Below are 19810 nucleotides of genomic sequence, written 5' to 3' on the forward strand. Positions count from 1 at the left end.
TCGCGTGCGACCGGATCGCGCTAAGCCACGTCCGCCTCGCCACAAACCTCATCGACATGGCGCCTACAAGGCTTGCTGAGGCTTAACTTGGGTGGATTGAGGATGAGCCCCACATCGAGGGCGCTAAGCTCAGCGCACCAGATGCAGATCTACGGCAATTTCGCCCTTACGCGATCCAGCCAGGTCGGCGGTAGGTCCACGACGCCATTATTTTCGGTCGCCCCCAAATCGTATTGCACGAAAATTGGATTCCAAATCAAATTTTTGTGCGGTTCAGGTTCAATATATGTGCGCTCGGCCAGTAACTCCCCAGTGCGCGCTTCATACAGGCGGAATAGCGCGCCGTACTCGCGTGGCAGAAAGCAGGTTTCACCTAGGTATTGGCCTGTAGGGGAACGTTCTTGCTCGCATTGATACCGGGCTGATCGGTTCAGCGCGTTGCAGCCATAAATCAGCGAGCTAACCAGAGCCACGAGAATGACCAGCAACTTAGCCAGAAATTTAACGAGGCGCATCATAGCTCAAACTCCACTATGATCGGATTGAAAAGATCCAAGACCATCCGGTCTGAATATAGGATCGGGTCGCCCAAGGATTTCTGGCATGCCCGGACCCACCACGCGGACAGTACGATTGGAAGCCGATGGCAAACGAATACCCATGCGAAAACGCTCCGCTGCAGGTGAAGTTGCAAGATCCGCAAGGCCATGAGGCTTGAACCTGATGTACCTTGCGCCAGTGCTGGCGCACCGATCCGCAAGTGATTTTCATAAATACCAGGAGGGTATCGTGCAGCGAGAAACGCTATGCCGCAATCGGACAAGTACGAAATACGATGAGAAATTTGGCGATGAGGGCGGCTATGAAACGATCAGAAAAGCGGCTACCGTTCGGTTCATTCAGCACACTGTGGGTGCTCAGGCGCGAGCCGGCATGCTGCACCATTGAGGATGTGGAAGCGTTCTCACTTCCTACGGGACACCCTGCCACCCTCCTCCGCAACCGCCCCATCGCCGCCCACACCGCCAAAACCGAAGGCGCCTATGCACCCGCCGACATCGCGCATCGAAAGACGATTCTGGCGTTTCGCGAATAGCTGAACGCGCCCGTCAAGATCCGCTTGTTGTGGAGTTCGATCTATGAAAATAGACACCAAAATCAAAGCCGAGCCTCGCAAAGCCGAACCTCGGCTACGTTCGGCGATCAGGCTGGCGGCGCTCGCCGCCGCTGCTGTATTTCTTGTTCTCTATGGCTTGGATGCTAGAGACAGATCAACGGCGCACGAATGCAAACGGGAGCATTCTGGCGACTACATCGGTGAAACTTGCTACTTGGCGCCTGAGTATGGAACTTTGTTTCGCCTTTATGCTGCGCGTAGCGATGAATTACTCGCAGAACGCACGTACCTTGACCCCGACGCTCCGCGCCTACTTTGGTTTCACGACCATGTGCTGTATGACATCGGCGCGCGCGATGGTAAGGGCTATGTAACACTGCCCCCGACACGTTGGGACTGGCTACGGGCTAGACTCCCGTAGCGAGCGAAGGCGCCTGCTTCCGTTCGTGGAATGACAGCCGTGAACCGACAGTTTGGGAGGGGGCACAGGAGCGACACGCGCCGAACCTATGCAGCCCCTCCTCCCCCTACCTCAAAGCAACCCCTGCACCCGGTTCAAAGCCGCATCCAACTGCTGCTTCAACGGCGTCAGCAAGCAGTGCAACCCGTGGCTGTCTTCTACCTCGTCACTGTCGTAATCCAGCAATCTCAGAACGGAGCCAAGGCCTGCGCTAACGCGTAGCAAGTCGGCACAGCTTTCCTGCGCGATGCCTTGGGCGTCGTTGCGCAACGCGTCTAGTTGGTACGCTAGTTCCTGGACGCTTAGCTTTGTGGGGGTGTCTGCTGGGAAGGTGATGCGGATCAGGTCGGCGAGCAGGTCGGATTGCCGGGAGAGGGTGAGCGTGCGCTCGAGGTACTGCGAGGGGATGGACTGGTCGATGTGAGCGGAGGAGTTGGACATTGCGATTCCATAGAAAAATTAGCCGCGTGCGGCGGCTGGTCGCCTATGCTTTCGCAGGTTTCCACTCCTGGTCACCTTTGTTTGAGGTGAGTGAGGATTGTCGGGGAGGTTTGGGGAGGATGTCAATCCGGAGCGGACTTGCGCTGTGGACGACTTCTGCATCCGGACACGTGATCGGCGCGATGGCGCTTGTAGCGGTCGCTTGCCGGCCCTGCGCTGATGCCTGTTTTGAATTGAAGGGAAGCGACGTGTCAACGTCCGGGTTCGAACCCGGACGTTCATCGTTGGCCAGCGCTCGATCGCCCTGACTCGGCACCGAACTTCCGTAGTCGCCCGTTGCCGCCGTTCGAGTTTCAATAACCAATGTTTGCTATGCAGCGCTTACCGGCAGATGCCTGCATGCGAGCTGACTGGATGGATTGAAAGAAACGTTTGCATAAAACCCGATGAAGGACATCTAGCGCACGTCATTCAATACGGTACAGGCTGCCGAAGCCCCCCCCTTGCGCTGGCGTGCTGTCGGTGCAGCTTGGCATTGGTAGGCCCTGTCCCCATGCGGCGGCCAAGACCTGCACGTCACGCACAGGATCGGACGCCTTGGCCCGCTCGTTGCGCATGCGGCAGGTTTCAGGATCGGTGGCGAACAGCCCGCGTGCAAAGCCCCGACCTTGCTCCGCTAGCTTTGCAGTTTTGGGGCTGCGGATCTTCGTGAATGCCCGAAAGGCCTCATCTAGGCAGCCGCTTGCGCCATTCAGGCACCGGGCCAAATGCCACGCATCCTCCAACGCCTGGCAGGCCCCTTGCCCCGACGTCGGCAATGGCGCGTGTGCGGCATCCCCAACCAGCAGTACATTTGCCCGACTCCATGTATGCAGCGGCTCCAGGTCATGCACCGCAATCAGCCGGATGGCATTTGCGGGCGTGGCACGGATGATATGCGAGACCGGTTCGGGCCATTCCGCGAACAGATCTTCGACCTCCTTGCGTATATCTGCGGTCGGTATGGCTTCAGATAGGGGCCGAGCCTGGGCCGCAGCCCAATACACCAGTTGGGGTCGAATCGCGACGCAACCAAAGCGCTCGCCCGCCCCCCAGAAATCCTGAATCGAAATATCGTCCACTAACGCATGCTGCCCCTGAGCTACGCCAATCCAGTTCACGAAGCCCTGATAGACAGGTGTGTTGTCACCCGCGACAAACTTGCGCGCCACAGAATCCATGCGGCCGTCGGCGCCAATGAGCAGATCCGGGCGGATGCTCGCACCGTTCTCGAAATGGGCCACAGCCCTGCCATTGGCATCCAGCTCAATCCGCACCGCCCGGTGTCCGAACTCCACCGGTATCCTGGCCCGGGCTACATGATCTAGTAACACCTCCTGCAAGTGCCGGCGTAGCACCGTGTAGGTCGGGTATCCCATCGTCCGGTCCAGCAAGGCAATATCGAGGCCTCCCAATGCATTGCCCACAGCATCCTGGCGGTGCATTGTTAGCGGTCGACCACCAATGGCGTCGATGTCTTGCAATAGCCCCAGTTCTTCCAGCACAAAGCTGGCATTGGGCCAAAGCGTCACGCCGGCCCCCAGGGTTGCCGGCTCCGCTCGGCGCTCATAGACCCGAGGGTTGTAACCCTGCTTGCGCAAGGCCAATGCCACGCTCAGGCCCGCGATGCCGCCGCCAAGTATTCCAATTTCCACGTTGAATCTCTCCTGTCCATACGGTGCCCGATGCACGGCTCACCGTTTCGCATCGTGCAAAATGGCATCTTAGATTTCGTCATTAAAGAGAACTAGCGTGTAAAAATGGAAGGATTTCATACCTAAAACGGGATAATCAATGCGCGATGGACTCGATCTGAATACGGTCCGTGTCTACACGGCAGTTGTTGATGAGCAGAGCTTTGCTGGCGCATCGCGTCTGTTGGCCATCCCCTCGTCCAACGTCAGCCGCCATGTCGCTGCGCTGGAGCGCAGACTCGGCGTGCGCCTGCTGGAGCGAAGCACCCGCCACCTGCGTATGACGGAAGCCGGTCGACTGCTCTACGAACGCGCCAAGCCCTTGCTCGATACTCTGCTCTCTACGCAGGAAGAGCTTGGTGCGGTACAGCGCGAACTGCGTGGTCCTCTGAAAATGTGCATGCCCGGCGAAGCGCCAAGGCTGCTGGCTCCCATCCTCGCCGAATTCTGTAGCCTCCATCCAGGCATCGAGCTGGAATGCGATACCCGGATGACCGGACTGGAAGTGCTTCGAGAGGACGTTGACCTTTCCATCGTCTTCCACCGGGGCCATCAGGAGGACAGTGCCTTCATCACCCGCGAACTCGCCATACTGCCCAGTATCGTGGTTGCTGCACCCTCCTTGCTGGCTAGGACCGGCATGCCACGCCACGTGCGCGAGCTGAAGTCTCTGCCCTGTATCACCACCCTCAGTGCGCTGAAGGGCCAGCCCTGGCAGTTTCAGGACGCAGCAGGCGAAATCGTCAAAGTGCCGGTACGCAGCCGCTACCGCGTCAACAGCGGGGAATTGGCCGTGGCAGGCGCACGCCAAGGCATCGGCTTCGCGATTGTGGCGGCCTATCCCTGCCAGGAAGACCTTGCTACGGGCCGATTGCAGGAGGTACCACTGGATCTGTGTCCCGCCCCCCTGCAATTGTTGGGGGCATACAGCCATCGCCATTCCGTGACTGCGCGTGTTCGGGCGCTGCTGGAATTGATACAGGTACGGTTGGCTGGATCGGCGAGCCTTCCCATGGACCCCAGACCGCGTGGGACGGTTTAGGACCGAAGTGGCGCGCCGGGCTCAAAGTGGAATTTCTCGGAGCGTAAGCAGTTGCTCGGCATGACTTTTTCAACGTCCGCTTCTGGCCGAACTCGGAAGTTCGTCGCCGGCCAGCGCTCGATCGATCCGACTCAGCTCCGAACTTCCGTAGTCGCACCTACGACATCCAGGAAGTCCAAGTCCTAGGCAACTAGGCCTATCTCCGCAACCACATCCGCATGACCGTAACGCCGCCCGACGGCAGCCCAGCCATGCACCGCTCCGGCTACACGCTGACCATCCTGCGCAAAGACCCAGACGGCCGTTGGCGACTTACCCGCGACGCAAACCTGCTGGCAGCGGAAACTGCAGTGACCCCGTAACGACGGCATCGCCAAGTGAATTGCAGGAACGAAACAATCATTGTGCAGTGCACTAAAAAAGAATCCCCTTCCACGCACTCCCACCACGCACACCGCCGCCACCCCACCCCAGATCCAGATTCACCCCACATGGCGTTCCCACCCCATATCGCCAATAATGATCTCACTGCCATTGCCGGACGAGGGCGACCATGCTTTATAGTCCCGATGCAATTCGTACCGTCGCCCTGCTGGGGCACGCGGGGTGCGGCAAGACCTCCCTGGTGGAGGCGCTGCTGCACAAGGGAGGTGCGCTGCACATGCCTGGCAGCGTGGAGCGCGGCACCACGGTCTGCGACTTTGATCCGCTGGAGCGCAAGTACCACCACTCGCTCACCACCTCGGTGGCCCACCTCCACTATCGCGACACCCGCATCTACCTGCTGGACACGCCCGGCTACCCCGATTTCTCCGGGCTGTCGATGAGCGCCCTGGCGGCGGTGGAGACGGCGGCCATCGTCATCAACGCGCAGACCGGCATCGAGATGACGACCCGGCGCATGATGGCTTGGGCGCAGGCGCGCAAGTTGTGCCGGATGATCGTGGTCAACGGCATCGACAAGGAGAAGGTGGATCTGCCCAAGCTGCTGGCGGATATCCAGGAGGCGTTTGGCAAGGAGTGCTTGCCGATCAACCTGCCGGCGGGGCGCGGTGGCGAGGTGGTGGATTGCTTCTTTAACCCGGCGGGCGAGGCGGATTTCCTGTCGGTGGCGTCGGCGCACGAGGCACTGGTGGATCAGGTGGTGGAGATCGATCCGAAGCTGATGGAGCTGTATCTGGAGCAGGGCGAGCAGATTGCGCCGGAGCAGTTGCATGCGCCGTTCGAGCGGGCGCTGCGCGAGGGCCATCTGGTGCCGATCTGCTTTACCTCGGCGGCCAGCGGGGCTGGTGTCACGGAGCTGCTGGATGTGTTTGTGCGCTTGCTGCCGAACCCGGCCGAGGGCAATCCGCCGTTGTTTTACCGTGATGCGGGCGAGCGCCAGGTGGCGATTCGCGCGGAGCCGGTGCCGGACAAGCATGTGCTGGCGCATGTCTTCAAGATCACGATGGACCCGTATCTGGGCAAGATGGCTGTGTTCCGCATCCACCAGGGCACGGTCACGCGCGACAGCCTGCTGTTTATCGGCGATGCGCGCCAGCCGTTCAAGGTGGCGCATCTGCTGATGCTGCAGGGCAAGGAGCGCGTTGAGGTGCCGCAGGCCGGGCCGGGTGATATCTGCGCCGTGGCCAAGATCGATGAGATCGCCTTTGATGCCGTGCTGCATGATGCCAGCGAGGATGGCAACATCCACCTGGCCCCGCTCGACTTCCCCACCCCGATCTATGGCCTGGCGATCGAGCCGGCGCGCCGCGGCAACGAGCAGCGCTTGTCAGAAGTCCTGCAAAAGCTTGGCGCGGAAGACCCTTGCCTGCGCATTGAGCATCCGGCGGGCACCAATGAGACTGTGATGCTTGGCCTGGGCGAGCTGCAACTGCGCTGCGCGCTGGAGCGACTGACCGGCCAGTACAAGCTGGAGGTGGTGACGCGGCCGCCGAAGATCGCTTATCGCGAAACCATCGGCGGCAAGGCGGAGGGGCATCATCGCCACAAGAAGCAGACGGGCGGCGCCGGCCAGTTTGGCGAGGTGCAGCTGCGCGTGGAGCCGCTGCCGCGCGGCACGGGGTTCGAGTTTGTGGATGCGGTCAAGGGTGGCGCGATTCCGGGCCAGTTCATTCCCGCCGTGGAAAAGGGTATCCGCCAGGTGCTGGAGTGCGGGCCGCTGGCGGGCTTTCCGATGCAGGACGTGCGCGTGACCGTGTTCGATGGCAAGAGCCATTCGGTGGATTCGAAGGAGGTGGCGTTCGCAGCTGCGGGGCGCAAGGCCTTTATCGAGGCCGTGCTCAAGGCGCGGCCGAGCGTGCTGGAGCCAATCGTGGATATCGAGGTGACGATGCCCGAGGCGGCAATGGGCGACATCATCAGCGACCTTTCCGCCAAGCGCGGCCAGGTGCGTGGCACGCGCACCGCGGCGGGCAATAGCGTTCTGGTGGCGGGACAGGTGCCGCTGTCGGAGTTGAACGACTATCAGTCGCGCCTGAACAGCATCACAGGCGGCCACGGCAACTACACGATCCAGCTCAGTCACTACGAAGCCGTGCCGCCCGCCCAGCAGCAGGTGATGGCGTCGCAACATAAGGCGCATGGCAACGGCGTGGATTGATGGGTTGCCGGGATGCCGCAATGCCGCAATGCGGGAATGGGCATGGCGGTGAAGACTGCCGGGCTTGCGCTATGGCTCGGCTGTCTTCAGCCGTCCCCTGCCCTTGCGGCGTTGCATGTCCGGGCGAGCCGCCTCCTTCAGCCACTAAATCGTGACGCACGCCTGGCTACCCTGCCGTTTCTCGATATCCGGCCATACCAGGCCCTCAAACTGATCCGGCGGAACCGGCTGGGAATACAAAAAGCCCTGGGCGAAATCACAGCCCACGTTGATGAGAAAATCGCGCTGCTCGGTTGTCTCCACCCCCTCGGCAATGACCTTTAATCCCAGCTTGTGCGCCAGCATGACCATGGCCTCGCAAAGCGCCTGATTGTCGCCGTCAGAGCCGAGGTTCTGCACGAAGGAACGGTCGATCTTGAGGTAGTCGATATCAAAGCGCTTGAGATAGGCCAGCGACGAGTAGCCGGTGCCGAAGTCGTCGATCGAGACGCCGATGCCGGCGTCGCGGAAGATCAGCAGCTTCTTGTTCAGTTCAGCGTCCAGCAACAGGCCCTCGGTGATTTCAACCACCATGCTCTGCCCCGGCATCCCTTCCCGCATGAGATAGTCGGACCATTGCGCACAAACCTGGCTGTCTTGCCGGATCTGCATCGGCGACATGTTGACGCTGATCTGGAAAAACGGGTGGAAGCGGCCGCGCCATTGACGGGCCTGATGCACGGCCTGCTTGAACACCCAATCCCCGATCGGCACGATAAGCCCCGTGTCTTCGGCCAGGGGAATGAAGTCCAGCGGACTGATGGTGCCGCGCTCGGGGTGCAGCCAGCGGATCAGCGCCTCGGCCTTACGGATTTCTCCGGTGGCCAGGTCAACGATGGGTTGGTAGTAGACCTTGAACTGTCCGCCAGGCAGGGCGGCACGCAGATCGCTGGTGAGGCGCAGGCGCTTTTCTGCCGCTACGCGCAGGTCGGGCGTGAAGTAGCTGAAGCGGTTGCGCCCGGCGTTCTTGGCAGCATACATGGCCTGGTCGGCATTCTTGAAAAGGACATCCAGCTCGCTGGTGTCGTCGGGGTAAAGCGTGACGCCGACGCTGGCGGAGATAAATGCCTCATCCGTGCCGAGCGCGAAGGGCTCGGCCAGCTTGTGGATGATGGCCTTTGCGATGCGTTCAATGCTTTCGGTATCGCCCGTGTTGGGCAGAATGACGGTGAACTCGTCGCCGCCGAGGCGAGCGACGATGTCCGATTCGCGCACGCACGAAATGATGCGCCTGGCCGCCTCGATCAGCAGGATGTCGCCTGTGTCGTGTCCCAGGGAGTCATTGACCTCTTTGAAGCGGTCCAGGTCGATCAGCATCAAGGCCATATGCTGCCAGGAGCGATCCGCGATGCTGGCTTCGTGCTCGAGACGGCTGTGAAACATCTGGCGATTCGGCAGATGGGTCAGCGCATCGAAATTGGCCTGTTTCCAGATGGTCGCCTCGAACGCCATCCGGTCAGATAAATCCCGGCCCACGGCCAGCACCGAGTTGACCTTGCCTGAGCGGTCAATCTCTGGCGTCAGGCGGATATGGGTGCAATGTTCCTGTCCATCCCTGCTGAGCCATCTCATCTCGAATTGCCCACTTTTCCCGCTTGCAATGGTCTCGGCGATCTTCCCCTCGTAGATCAGCGCATTGGCGCCGCCGGGGACTTCCGAGGGCCGCTTGCCGAGCGATTCGGCAAGGCTGCACCCCGCCGCGTTACAGAAGGCGGGATTGGCATAAGTGCGGCGGAGGTCTCGGTCGTAGCGGGTAATGGTGTCCGGCGAGTTCTCGATCAACGTTCGCGACTCGAGCTCCCTGGTGACGAGCTCCGCGGTTCGCTCGTCGACGGTCTGCTCCAGGGAGGCGTTGATCTCGTTGATCTTCTGGATCTTCTGCTTGATGGCGCCACTCATTCTTTCGAAACACTGCGCGAGCCAGTCTAGTTCGTCCTTGCCGCTGGCATCGGTGCGCGCCAGCGCCTGCGCCTCGGCGCCCGCATCGTTGCCGGTGTCGTGCATCTTTCGCACCAGCTCTTTGAGTGGTGCCGAAATGCTGTGGGAAATAAAGTAGGCCAGGAAGATCGAGAGCAGGAAACCCAGGATGCCAACCAGTACGATCTGATTGCGCACGGACTGTGCCTCCGCCGTCAGCCTCTTCTCGGGGATTGTGCTGACGACGATCCATGTGGTGCCGGGAATGCCTGTGTACGCGGCCAGGTAGCGCCCCTGGCGCATGCCCTCGAAGTCGACGAACCCGCTCGGCTCCCCGTTTAGCGCGTTGTTCGCGATTTGTCTGATCAGGTCGGGCTCGGCCGTGCTGTCGGTGTTGGTGGATATGCCGTCGGTGCGGACAACCAGCTTGTGGTTGCTGGCATCGAGCACGTAGATCTCCGTTCCGCTGCCCAAGGCGACGTCATTGAACATGGTCGAGAAATAGTCGGGGCGAATGACCAGGACCAGGTTGCCGATGCGCTGATTGTTGCTCTTGCCGATGACGGCACGCACCATCCCGAGGTTTTGTTGTCCGGCGCCGTTGTCGTAACTACCCCAGTAAGCCCGGCCATTGCGCTCGGGAGCCTGCTTGACCAGGCGCATGACACCCCGCGTGAGTTGCGCGAACGCCTGGGTGTCCATGATGCGGTTGTTCTTGTCGAGCAGATACTTCTGGTTGATGAAGTCAACCGAGCCGTAGTGCTGCAGCAGCAGCCCGGTCATATCCTGGCGCGCCTCGTTCTGCTCCTTTGCACTGCCTTTGACCACGTTTGTCAGCGCGTTTTGCACGCGGTCAGACAGGACAAGAAGGCTGCTTTCCGTCTCGACCTGCTCCATGCGCAGCGAGATGTTCTTGGATACCTGCTTGACCATCTCTTTGGAGAAGATCTCCGCCTTCTCCTTGATCGCGGCGGTGGACTCCACATACGAGATGTAGCCCGAAATCAGTATCGGTATCAGCGACAGCAGGCCGAACGCGGTCATCAGCCGGTAGCGGATTTCGACACGGCGCAGCAGGTCCAGCGAGAGATAGGCGAAGGCGCTTCGCAGCGAACCTGTGATTGAGCTCATTTGTAGTGCATCTTTGCTTCATTCTTGACCGACGCGTCGAGGCGTTTGGCTGCCTGTGCGGGCGTGATCTTCCCGGTCAGCACGTCCTGCATCAATCGATGGAGTTGCTCGATCGAGTTGGAGGGTAGAACCGAATAGTAGGGGCTGGCGGTGACCGGATAGCGGCTGACCATGTTGGTGTAGTCGACCATTCTCTGATCGTTCGCGAGCGTTCCCGCGCCTTCTTTGAATGGGGGGATGTTCTGGCGTTTTCTTTGGAGAATGGAGAACCCCTTGCCGGCAATGAATTCGAGAAAACGCATGGCTGCGGCCTTGTTGGGTGTGTCACACACCGCAAACCCGGTTTCGCTGCCGATCACAGGCACCACGCGCTTGCCGGGCGCGTTCCAGGGCGGAATCAACACGCCAACCTCGAAAGGGTTGCCATGCAGCAAATGGCCAGCCGCCCAACTGCCGTGAAAAGCCATGGCGACCTTGCCTTCCTTGAACAGCCGTATGCCCTCGTCGTAATCCGTCGCCATGAAGGCGTCTTGCACGTAGCCGCGTTGCGGCATCAGCGCAATACTGGCAAAGATATCGGCGACCTGAGGCGTGTTCAGGTCCAGCGTGCCATCGCCGATTTTCTGCTTCCAGGCTGGCTCGCGCGCCACCACATTGTTGGCAAAGCCAAAGCTGAAGGGACCGTTGCCGAGCATGTTCGGAAAGCCGCCGCTCCACATGATGGGTGTGACGCCCGCAAGCTTGAGCTGCTCGCAAACCATCAGGAACTCGTGGAAATTGGTTGGCAGGTCCTTGATCCCAGCCTTCTCGAACAGCGCCTTGTTGTAGTAGATCAGCGTTGTCGCCACGCCGCCGGATATGCCAAAACGCTTGGATTGGCGACTGGTCCAGTCCCCCTTGAGCGGGCTGAGCATGTTGTTCCACGCCGATGTGGTGCTCACGTCTGCCAGGATGCCCTGATCGGCCAACTCAGCCGCATAGGCGTTCGGGTTGACACTCACCAGATCCGGCAGGTTGCCAGAGGCGATCCGGGGCTTGATATTCTCCTCGACCGAATTGCCGATCATGAACTGCACGTTCACGCGGACGTCTGGATTGAGCTTGCTGAATTCCGCTGCAATCTGGAGCATCTCCTCCGGCCAGTCCGGCGCCCATATCAGCGCGGTAATGGAGGTCGTGGCCGGCACGGCTGCGCCTGGCGAGGCGTTGTCTTGCTGTTGGCAACCGGACAACAGCAATAAAAGAAGGCTGACCAGGCCCGTCAGCAGGGAGGCAAACCCGATGCGTCGCGCCTGGTGATTCACTTTGCGGATTCGGAATGGATTAGCCGTGCTTCAGCAGGCACTTTTGACGTGCCGGAAAGCGATAGGGCTTGAACACACAGCATGGATGCAGAGCCAACCCGCATCAGGAAACGCTTACGACGGCTACGATGCGTGTGTTTGGCCATGACGTCGGGTTAGGCGAAGTAAACGGGGTGGTGCCCACACTGCATATCGACAACGAGCGCGAATACTGTACCGGGACAAACCCGAACTCCCCGCCATGACGCATCGTTGCCAATATGGCTGGTCAGCATGATAGCCGAACGGGCGCGCCTGACTGGGGATTCAACCGGTGGATTGCTGATGGCTCAATGCCTTGTTCCAGCTGTCCCACTTGCCGCACCAGGGCCAACGATGCGCAGCGTTTGCGCCACCAGCGTAAACGCCGGCGAGGGCTGGCGCCTGCTGGGGTAGTACAGGTGGTAGCCCTCGAACTTCGGGCACCAGTCCTCCAGCACGCGCACCAGCCGGCCTGCTTCGATATGCTGCGTCAGCTCATCTTCGGGCAGCAGAGTGATGCCCAGCCCGGCCAGCGCCGCGTCCACCTGGGGCTGTGCGGTGTTGAAGATCAGCTGGCCATCGACGCGCACGTTCACCCGGCGGCCTCGGCGCTCGAAATCCCAAACGTACAACCCGCCTGACGTGGCCATGCGCTGATTGATGCAGCAGTGCGCCGTCAGGTCATTTGGCGTCCTGGGGATGGGGTGGGCAGCAAAATATGCCGGCGAGGCCACCACCGCCAGACGCAACGGCGGCCCGATGGGCACGGCAATCATGTCTTTATCGATGGTGTTGCCCAGGCGCACGCCGGCATCGAACCGGTCAGCCACGATGTCACGCAAGCCGTAGTTCACGTCGAACTCCAGCTTGATGTCCGGGTACTCGCGCAGCAGCGGCGTGAGCTTGGGCAGCAAAATGCTGTGCAGCACGTTGTCACCGCAGGTGATGCGCACGGTGCCGGCGGGCTTCTCGCGCAATTCGGTCAAGGCATCGAGCTCCGCCTCGATCTCGTCGAAGCGATGGCCGATGGCCTGCACCAGCCGTTCGCCCGCTACGGTTGGCGAAACGCTGCGTGTGGTGCGCGTGAGCAGCCGGATCTGCAATCGCTCCTCCAATCCGCGAATGGTCTGGCTCAGGGCCGATTGCGTCACGCCCAGCGTAGCGGCGGCACGGGTGAAGCTGCCTTCGCGCGCCACGGTGACGAACGCCAAGAGATCGTTGAGGTTGCGTCTGGCCACGGCGCAGTCTCCCAGGGCATATTCAGTAGCCTAGCTTATATCCCATTTAAGTATTCATTAGCTAGTCAAGGCGGCTTGCGTTCGCGAAGATACAGGGCATGAGAAAGTCAATTTCAATGTCATGACAACGAACGTTTGTACCGCCCCTGCGGGCGACACCGCCACCCAGCGAGAGGCTGGGGAGCAACCGGCGTTCTGGAGCGGCGTCTTTGCGATGACGCTGTGCGTCTTTGCGCTAATCGCCTCGGAATTCATGCCCGTCAGCCTGCTGACGCCCATGGCTGCGGATCTCCATGTCACCGAGGGGATGATGGGGCAAGGCATCGCGATCTCCGGCGCATTCGCTGTGGTGACGAGCCTGTTCATTTCCACGCTTGCCGGCAGCATGAATCGCAAGACACTGCTGCTGGGGCTGACGGGCGTCATGGCCCTGTCAGGCGCGGTCGTCGCGATGGCGCCTGACTATTTCACCTACATGGCAGGCCGTGCGCTCATTGGCGTGGTCGTGGGCGGATTCTGGTCCATGTCGGCGGCGACAGCCATGCGGCTGGTTCCAGCCAGCCAAGTGCCGCGCGCCTTGGCCATCTTCAATGGCGGCAACGCACTGGCCACGGTGGTGGCCGCGCCGCTGGGCAGCTACCTGGGTTCGGTCATTGGATGGCGTGGCGCCTTCTTTTGCCTGGTGCCGGTGGCATTGATCGCGCTGGCGTGGCAATGGATCAGCCTGCCTTCCATGCGCGTGGAGCCGCGTAGCGCCGGCTCCTGCAACGTCTTCGCGCTATTTCGGAATCCGGTAGTGACCTTGGGGATGCTCGGGGCTGGCCTCTTCTTCATGGGGCAGTTCACGTTGTTCACCTACCTGCGGCCGTTCCTGGAAACGGTGACGCAGGTTGGCGTATCCGCGCTCTCGCTCATTTTGCTGCTGATCGGTGTTGCAGGCTTCGTCGGTACCACGCTCATCGGCACGGTACTCAAGCGGCGCTTCTACCAGACGCTGATTGCCATACCGATCATGATGGCCGCCATCGCCGTGGCATTGATCGCTTTTGGAGGCTGGACGGCTGCCGTCGTTGCACTGCTGGGTTTTTGGGGGCTGGTTGCCACCGCGGCGCCCGTAGGATGGTGGAGCTGGGTGGCGAGGACATTTGCGCAGAACGCCGAGGCCGGCGGCGGGCTGATGGTGGCCGTTGTCCAGCTTGCCATTGCCATAGGCTCTACCGTGGGGGGCTTGCTGTTTGACAGCAGCGGCTACCAAAGCACCTTCGAAGCGAGCGCAGCCCTGTTGCTGGTCGCGGCCTTCCTGATTGTTCTGACATCACGCGCGGAGGCGGCGCGGAACGCTTGATCCATGCACGGTATCAGCGTTGTCGCGGTGGAAACCCGTAGGCCGGGTGCCTCAGCGAAGCGCACGGCAAAGTTCTATCCTTTGTCTATGACGTGCCGGACGCATCGCGCGGCCTGGCTGGCATCATGGCCATCAGCACGTTCTGTTCTCAGTCACGGCCCAACAGTACGGCGGTGTCGGCATGAAGCGTGTGTATGCACTGATTGCGACTTGCATCATGTTGGCTGCCTGTGTGTCGACGGGCGTCGACGTGAAGCCGGAGCAATTGTCGAACTTCATTCCCGACTTCTCTACCCTTGACGACGTTACCGCGCAGCTTGGGGCGCCCACCTCCACGACGACGCTGCGAGACGGATCCACGATACTGATTTACGCCTTCGCGACCTCCAAGCCGCACCCCGAGAGCTTTATTCCGTTCATTGGCCCGCTGTTCTCAGGCGGCGAGATCCGGTCGTCGACGGTCCTTTTCGAGTTCGACGAGGGTGGTGTCCTCAGGAGCCAGCGCAGGACGACGTCGAGTGGTGCTTCGGGGTTGAGCGTATTGCCTCCCGGCGCGCTGCCGTGAAGCACGTCGACTACCCGGTCAGGTAGCAGCAAGGCCGCCCCGGAGCCTCCGGGCTCTCGCACAAGCGCAAATGCGCGCGCCAGGCCCTGCTGCGTCGCAGCACAAAAAACCAACCTTTCGGTGGGCTGCGCATCCGCCTGCGCCTGTTGCAATGTCTCCACCGCCGATCACAGGCGGACAGGAGACAACGACATGATCGAACTACAGGGCCGCAACGCCCTCATCACCGGTGCGGCGCAGGGGCTCGGCCTTGCCATTGCCCGGCTGTTCGTCGAACGCGGCGCACGGGTCATGCTGGCCGACATCGACGAGGCCGGGGCAGCCAGCGCCGCGGACGAACTGGGCCCGCAGGCGCGCTTCGTGCCCTGCGACGTCACCAGGAGCGCCGACTGGGCCCGCGCGGTGCAGGCGGCAACGGACGCCTTCGGCGGGCTCGACACGCTGGTCAACAACGCCGGCATCGAGATCGTCAAGCCGCTGTTCGAGCAGAGCGAGGAAGAGGTCGGCCGCCTCATGAGCATCAACGTGATGGGCGTGTTCCTCGGCATGAAGCACTCGCTGGGCGCGCTTGCCGCCTCGGGCAAGGGTGCGGTGGTCAACATCTCGTCGCTAGCCGGCACCAACGGCGTGCCGCTGTTCGGCTCCTACGCGGCCTCGAAATCCGCCGTGATCCAGCTCACGCGCACGGCCGCGGCCGAGTTGCGTCCCGCCGGCATCCGTGTCAACGCGGTCTGCCCCGGCTTTGTCAGCACCGCGATGGTGGACCGGCTGATCCCCACCGTGGAAGCCATCGTCGGGGTGCCGTTCAGCGCGCTGGTCGCGGTCAAGCAATTGCGCCTCGGCACGCCGCAGGAAGTGGCCGAAATGACCGCGTTCCTGGCTTCCGACGCCGCCAGCTGGACCACCGGCTCCCACTACATCATGGACGGCGGGCTGTCTGCCGGATTGCTATGAGCAAGCTTCTTCTCCAGGACAAGGTGGCAATCGTCACCGGCGCCGGCCGTGGGCTCGGCGCAGCCATTGCCCGCGCGTATGCGGCCGAAGGCGCCAAGGTCGTCGTGTCGGACCTCAACCTGGGCGCGGCACAGCGGGTCGCGGCCACGCTGCCGGGTGCCAGCGCCGTGGCCTGCGACGTGCGCGTGCCCGAGCAGGTCGAGGCCCTGGTCGCCGCCTGCGTGCAGCAGCACGGCCGGCTCGACATCATGGTGCCCAACGCTGGCATCGCCGTGGTCGCCCCGCTCGCGACGCAAAGCTACGCGCAGTGGCGCGAGGTCACCGCGACCAACCTCGACGGCGTTTTCCTGTGCATCCGCTATGCGGCGCCCGCCCTGATCGCGGCCGGCGGCGGCAGCATCATCACGATGGCGTCGGTCACCGCGAAGGCGGCCTGCGCGCTGATCGGCAGCTATGCCGCGGCCAAGGCCGGCGTGGTGTCGCTCACGCAGACGGCGGCGATCGAATTGCGCGCGCAGAATATCCGCGTCAATGCCATCCTGCCGGGCTTTGTCGACACAGAGCTGGTCAGCTCGCACCGGCGCGAGTTCGAGCAGCAGTTGAACATCCCCGACTTCAACGCCGTCATCGCGCAGCGCCAGGGCCGCTACGGCACGCCAGAGGAAGTCGCCCAACTCGCCGTCTTCCTGGCCTCGGAACGCTCGAGCTTTTCCAACGGCAGCGGCTTCGTCCTGGACGGCGGCGTGAGCTCGTCCCTGCTTTGAGCGTCATACCTTCAGGACTTCAAGACTTCAAGACTTCAAGATTTCAGGAGCCATTCCATGAGCAACAACAAGAAACCGGTCGTCGTCTATGGCGCCAGCGGCTACACCGGCCGCCTGGTGTGCGAGTACCTGCGCGAGTACGGCATCCCCTTCATCGCGGCCGGGCGTAGCGCGCAAAAGCTCCACGCTGCCATGCAATCCAATGTGCCCGGCATCGAGACCGCCGACTACGAAGTCGTCGAGGTGCAGCACAACGCGGAGGCGCTGACCGAGTTGTTCCGCGGCGCCAGCGTGGTGCTCAACACCGTCGGCCCGTTCGCGAAGTTCGGGCCGGAAGTGGTCCAGGCCTGCCTGGCCGCCAGGTGCCACTACACGGACACCACCGGCGAGCAGGACTGGCTGATCACGCTCGACGAACAGTACGGCGCGAAGTTCGCGCAGGCCGGGCTGCTGCTGTCGCCCGGCCTGGCGCAGATGTACACCACCGGCGAGATCGCCGCGCAGCTGTGCCTGGAAACGCCGGGACTGGACACGCTGGACATCGCCGTGTTCTGGGGCGGCAGCCCGACCATCGCCTCGACCCAGACCATCCTGGTCAACGCGGCGACGTCCAAGGCTTTCCACCTGCAGCAGAACCGGCTGGTGGAGTGGCAGCCCGACGCGGGCCTCTACAACCTCGCGATCCCGGGCCAGCACGAGATGGCGCTTGCGCTGCCGTGGGGCGGCACCTCGCACCCGGTGTGGTTCCGCAAGGACCCGCGCGTGGCCAACGTCAAGGTGCTGGGCGGGGTGTTCAACAAGCCGCTGATGCTGGGCGTGCCGAAGATCGTCGAGGCCGCCCTCAAGGCCACCGAAGGCATGAACCCCGACGAGCGCTATGCGGCGCTGGCCCAGACCGCGGCCGGCGTGATGAACAGCATGCCGCCGCGCGAGAACCCGCGCCTGAACAAGTCGGTCGACTCCGTGCATGCCTCGGGCCCGCTTGGGCGCGCGCACTGCGTGATCTTTGGCAACTGCAACTACAAGCAGACCGGCCTGCTGCAGGCGTATGCCGCCCACGCGCTGCTGCAGCAGGCGCCGAAGCGGGTCGGCTTTGCCTCGGGCTGCCAGGCCTTCGGGCACCATGAGCTGCTGGGCCAGTTGCGCAGCTTTGGCCTGGTGGCGAAGCCCGAACTGATCGTTCACCACTGAGGCGGGCCGGCACCCATGACCAAGGCTGTCTTGCCTCTGCGGAACCTGGCCGATATCGAGGCGTTGGAGCGGCTACCGATCGAGCGCCGGCTAGCGCAGCCGGTGTCGAGCTATGCCGCGCTGCGCCGCGCGGCCGCCGCCACGCCGCGCGCGCCCGCCCTCACCTTCGTGCCCTCGGGCGACCCGGCCGACGGCGAAGTGCGTTACGACTACGCCGCGCTTGCCGCGCGCGTCACCCAGGCCGCCAATGCCTTCGCGAGCCTCGGCGTGGGCCGGCGCGACGTGGTCTCTTACCTGCTGCCCAACCTGCCCGAGACGCACTTCACGCTGTGGGGCGCCGAGGCGGTGGGCATCGTCAACCCCGTCAACCCGTTTCTCGAAGTCGACCACATGGCCGGCATCCTCAATGCGGCCGGCACCGTGGTGCTGCTGGCGCAGGGACGCCAGGACCAGGCCGGCATCTGGGAGAAGGTGGAGGCGCTGCGCAGCCAGGTGCCAAGCCTGCGCGCGGTGGTGCGCGTGGGCGGACTGGGCGCCTGCCCGCCCTGGGCGGTGGACTTCGATGCCCTGCTGGCCGCGCAACCCGCCGATGCGCTGATCGCCGCGCCGCCGCAGGGCGATCACCTCGCCTCCTATTTCCACACGGGCGGCACCACCGGTACGCCCAAGCTGGCGCGGCGCACCCATTTCAACGAGGCAGCCAATGCCTGGGGCGTGGCCACCGCGGTGGCGATGACCCCGGCGGATACGCTGCTCTGCGGCCTGCCGCTGTTCCACTCCAACGCGATGATGGTCACCGGCCTGGCGCCGTTCAGCGTCGGTGCCCATGTGGTGCTGCTGTCGAGCGCGGGCTACCGCGACCCGCGCACCTTCGCGGCCTTCTGGCGCTCGGTGCAGCGCTACCGTGCGACGCTGTTCAGCGCGGTGCCGACCGTGCTCTCGGCGCTGCTCAATGTGCCGCGCGAGGGTGCCGACCTGAGCTCGCTGCGCTTTGCCATCTGCGGCGCTGCGCCGCTGTCGCCCGAGCTGTTCCAGCGTTTCGAGAGCGCAACCGGCCTCAAGCTGCTCGAAGGCTACGGCATGACCGAAGCCACTTGCGTCAGCTCGCTGAACCCTCGCGATGGCGAGCGCGCGGTCGGCTCCATCGGACTGCGCATGCCCTACCAGCAGATGAAAGTCGCGCACCTGGGCGCCGATGGCGAGGTGCGGCGCGAGGCCGCGGTCGACGAGATCGGCACCATCCTGCTGCGCGGGCCTTATGTGTTCTCCGGCTACGTCAAGGACAGCGACAACCACGGCGTCTGCCTGGCCGATGGCTGGCTCAACACCGGCGACCTCGGGCGCCAGGATGCACAGGGCTACTTCTGGCTCACGGGCCGGGCCAAGGACCTGATCATCCGTGGCGGCCACAACATCGACCCGGGCATGATCGAGGAAGGCCTGATGCGGCATCCGGCAGTGGAGCTTGCCGCCGCGGTCGGCAAGCCGGACGGCTATGCGGGCGAGCTGCCGATGGCCTATGTGACGCTGCGCAAGGGGCAGGCCTGCGAGGCCGCCGAACTGCTGGCCCATGCCCGCGCCACCATCGCCGAACGCGCCGCGGTGCCGGTCGACGTGGTGATCCTCGAGACCATGCCGCTGACGGCCGTGAACAAGATCTTCAAGCCGAAGCTGCGCGAACTGGCGATCGCCAAGGCGCTGGCCGATACGCTGCAAAAGGTCTGCGGCGCCATCGAGGTGCGGGTGGATGTGCAGCCGCACGCGAAACACGGGATCGAATCGCATGTGGTCGCGCATCGCCCTGCCGGCGCACAGGGCATGGCCTTGATGCAGCGGGCCGAGGCCGAACTCGGACGCCTGCCACTGCACTGGCGCATCGAATGGCAGGAAGTGCCGGCGTGAGCGCGGGTTGATGCCCGGGCTGACGTTCAATACGCCCGGGTTGA

General features: G+C 62.8%; 16 protein-coding genes and 1 pseudogene. 11 read left to right on the forward strand and 6 right to left on the reverse strand.

Annotated elements, in window-relative coordinates; translation table 11 throughout:
- Positions 1 to 149: 149 nt before the first annotated feature.
- Positions 150 to 518 carry a hypothetical protein gene (locus tag A9975_RS34635; RefSeq protein ID WP_183036668.1) on the reverse strand — a complete coding sequence of 123 codons (369 nt, stop codon included), beginning with the start codon at positions 516 to 518 and terminating at the stop codon, positions 150 to 152.
- A 344-nt stretch (positions 519 to 862) separates the two neighbouring features.
- Between A9975_RS34635 and A9975_RS34640 the strand changes: the two genes are divergently transcribed.
- A complete protein-coding gene (locus A9975_RS34640) occupies positions 863 to 1096 on the forward strand; it encodes a hypothetical protein (RefSeq protein ID WP_183036669.1) in 234 nt (77 codons plus the stop codon).
- A gap of 43 nt (positions 1097 to 1139) precedes the next feature.
- A complete protein-coding gene (locus A9975_RS34645) occupies positions 1140 to 1538 on the forward strand; it encodes a hypothetical protein (protein WP_255504213.1) in 399 nt (132 codons plus the stop codon).
- A 111-nt stretch (positions 1539 to 1649) separates the two neighbouring features.
- Here A9975_RS34645 and A9975_RS34650 read toward each other — a convergent pair whose 3' ends face one another.
- Entirely contained in the window at positions 1650 to 2018 is a 369-nt protein-coding gene (locus A9975_RS34650; protein WP_183036670.1) for a DUF1484 family protein, read from the reverse strand.
- Positions 2019 to 2485: 467 nt separating this feature from the next.
- Positions 2486 to 3712: an FAD-dependent monooxygenase gene (locus A9975_RS34655; protein ID WP_183036671.1), complete on the reverse strand. Its 1227-nt coding sequence runs from the start codon at positions 3710 to 3712 to the stop codon at positions 2486 to 2488.
- A gap of 139 nt (positions 3713 to 3851) precedes the next feature.
- Here A9975_RS34655 and A9975_RS34660 point away from each other — a divergent pair, with 139 nt between their 5' ends.
- The 3 genes and pseudogenes from A9975_RS34660 to fusA all read left to right on the forward strand — a co-directional run bounded on the left by A9975_RS34660 (position 3852) and on the right by fusA (position 7395).
- On the forward strand, positions 3852 to 4793 hold the full coding sequence (locus tag A9975_RS34660; protein ID WP_183036672.1) for a LysR family transcriptional regulator: 942 nt from the start codon (positions 3852 to 3854) through the stop codon (positions 4791 to 4793).
- 125 nt (positions 4794 to 4918) lie between these two features.
- Positions 4919 to 5155: pseudogene (locus A9975_RS38400) on the forward strand (SgcJ/EcaC family oxidoreductase); the annotation flags it as partial.
- Positions 5156 to 5346: 191 nt separating this feature from the next.
- Positions 5347 to 7395, forward strand: a complete 2049-nt coding sequence (fusA, locus tag A9975_RS34665) for an elongation factor G (RefSeq protein ID WP_183036673.1) — start codon at positions 5347 to 5349, stop codon at positions 7393 to 7395.
- 144 nt (positions 7396 to 7539) lie between these two features.
- On the opposite strand, the gene A9975_RS34670 is transcribed toward fusA, so the two are convergent.
- The 3 genes from A9975_RS34670 to A9975_RS34680 all read right to left on the reverse strand — a co-directional run bounded on the left by A9975_RS34670 (position 7540) and on the right by A9975_RS34680 (position 13045).
- A complete protein-coding gene (locus tag A9975_RS34670; RefSeq protein WP_183036674.1) occupies positions 7540 to 10482 on the reverse strand; it encodes an EAL domain-containing protein in 2943 nt (980 codons plus the stop codon).
- Entirely contained in the window at positions 10479 to 11714 is a 1236-nt protein-coding gene (locus tag A9975_RS34675) for an ABC transporter substrate-binding protein (RefSeq protein WP_183036801.1), read from the reverse strand. The genes A9975_RS34670 and A9975_RS34675 overlap by 4 nt, the downstream gene beginning before the upstream one ends.
- A gap of 401 nt (positions 11715 to 12115) precedes the next feature.
- The gene (locus tag A9975_RS34680) at positions 12116 to 13045 is read right to left on the reverse strand and encodes a LysR family transcriptional regulator (RefSeq protein ID WP_183036675.1); all 930 of its coding nucleotides are present in this window, start codon (positions 13043 to 13045) and stop codon (positions 12116 to 12118) included.
- A gap of 121 nt (positions 13046 to 13166) precedes the next feature.
- Here A9975_RS34680 and A9975_RS34685 point away from each other — a divergent pair, with 121 nt between their 5' ends.
- The 6 genes from A9975_RS34685 (at position 13167) to A9975_RS34710 (ending at position 19766) form a co-directional block, all read left to right on the forward strand.
- Positions 13167 to 14390 (forward strand): MFS transporter, encoded by a 1224-nt coding sequence (locus A9975_RS34685; RefSeq protein ID WP_183036676.1) that lies wholly within the window; start codon positions 13167 to 13169, stop codon positions 14388 to 14390.
- A gap of 181 nt (positions 14391 to 14571) precedes the next feature.
- Positions 14572 to 14955: a hypothetical protein gene (locus A9975_RS34690; RefSeq protein WP_183036677.1), complete on the forward strand. Its 384-nt coding sequence runs from the start codon at positions 14572 to 14574 to the stop codon at positions 14953 to 14955.
- Positions 14956 to 15147: 192 nt separating this feature from the next.
- Entirely contained in the window at positions 15148 to 15909 is a 762-nt protein-coding gene (locus tag A9975_RS34695; protein WP_183036678.1) for an SDR family NAD(P)-dependent oxidoreductase, read from the forward strand.
- Positions 15906 to 16673 (forward strand): SDR family NAD(P)-dependent oxidoreductase, encoded by a 768-nt coding sequence (locus A9975_RS34700; RefSeq protein ID WP_183036679.1) that lies wholly within the window; start codon positions 15906 to 15908, stop codon positions 16671 to 16673. The genes A9975_RS34695 and A9975_RS34700 overlap by 4 nt, the downstream gene beginning before the upstream one ends.
- A 57-nt stretch (positions 16674 to 16730) precedes the next feature.
- Complete coding sequence (locus tag A9975_RS34705; RefSeq protein WP_183036680.1) at positions 16731 to 17864, forward strand: DUF5938 domain-containing protein; 1134 nt, start codon at positions 16731 to 16733, stop codon at positions 17862 to 17864.
- Positions 17865 to 17879: 15 nt separating this feature from the next.
- The gene (locus A9975_RS34710) at positions 17880 to 19766 is read left to right on the forward strand and encodes an acyl-CoA synthetase (protein ID WP_183036681.1); all 1887 of its coding nucleotides are present in this window, start codon (positions 17880 to 17882) and stop codon (positions 19764 to 19766) included.
- Positions 19767 to 19810 lie beyond the last annotated feature (44 nt).

Origin of the sequence: Cupriavidus sp. UME77, from assembly GCF_014170355.1 — a bacterium.
In the GTDB taxonomy this organism is placed as follows: domain Bacteria; phylum Pseudomonadota; class Gammaproteobacteria; order Burkholderiales; family Burkholderiaceae; genus Cupriavidus; species Cupriavidus basilensis.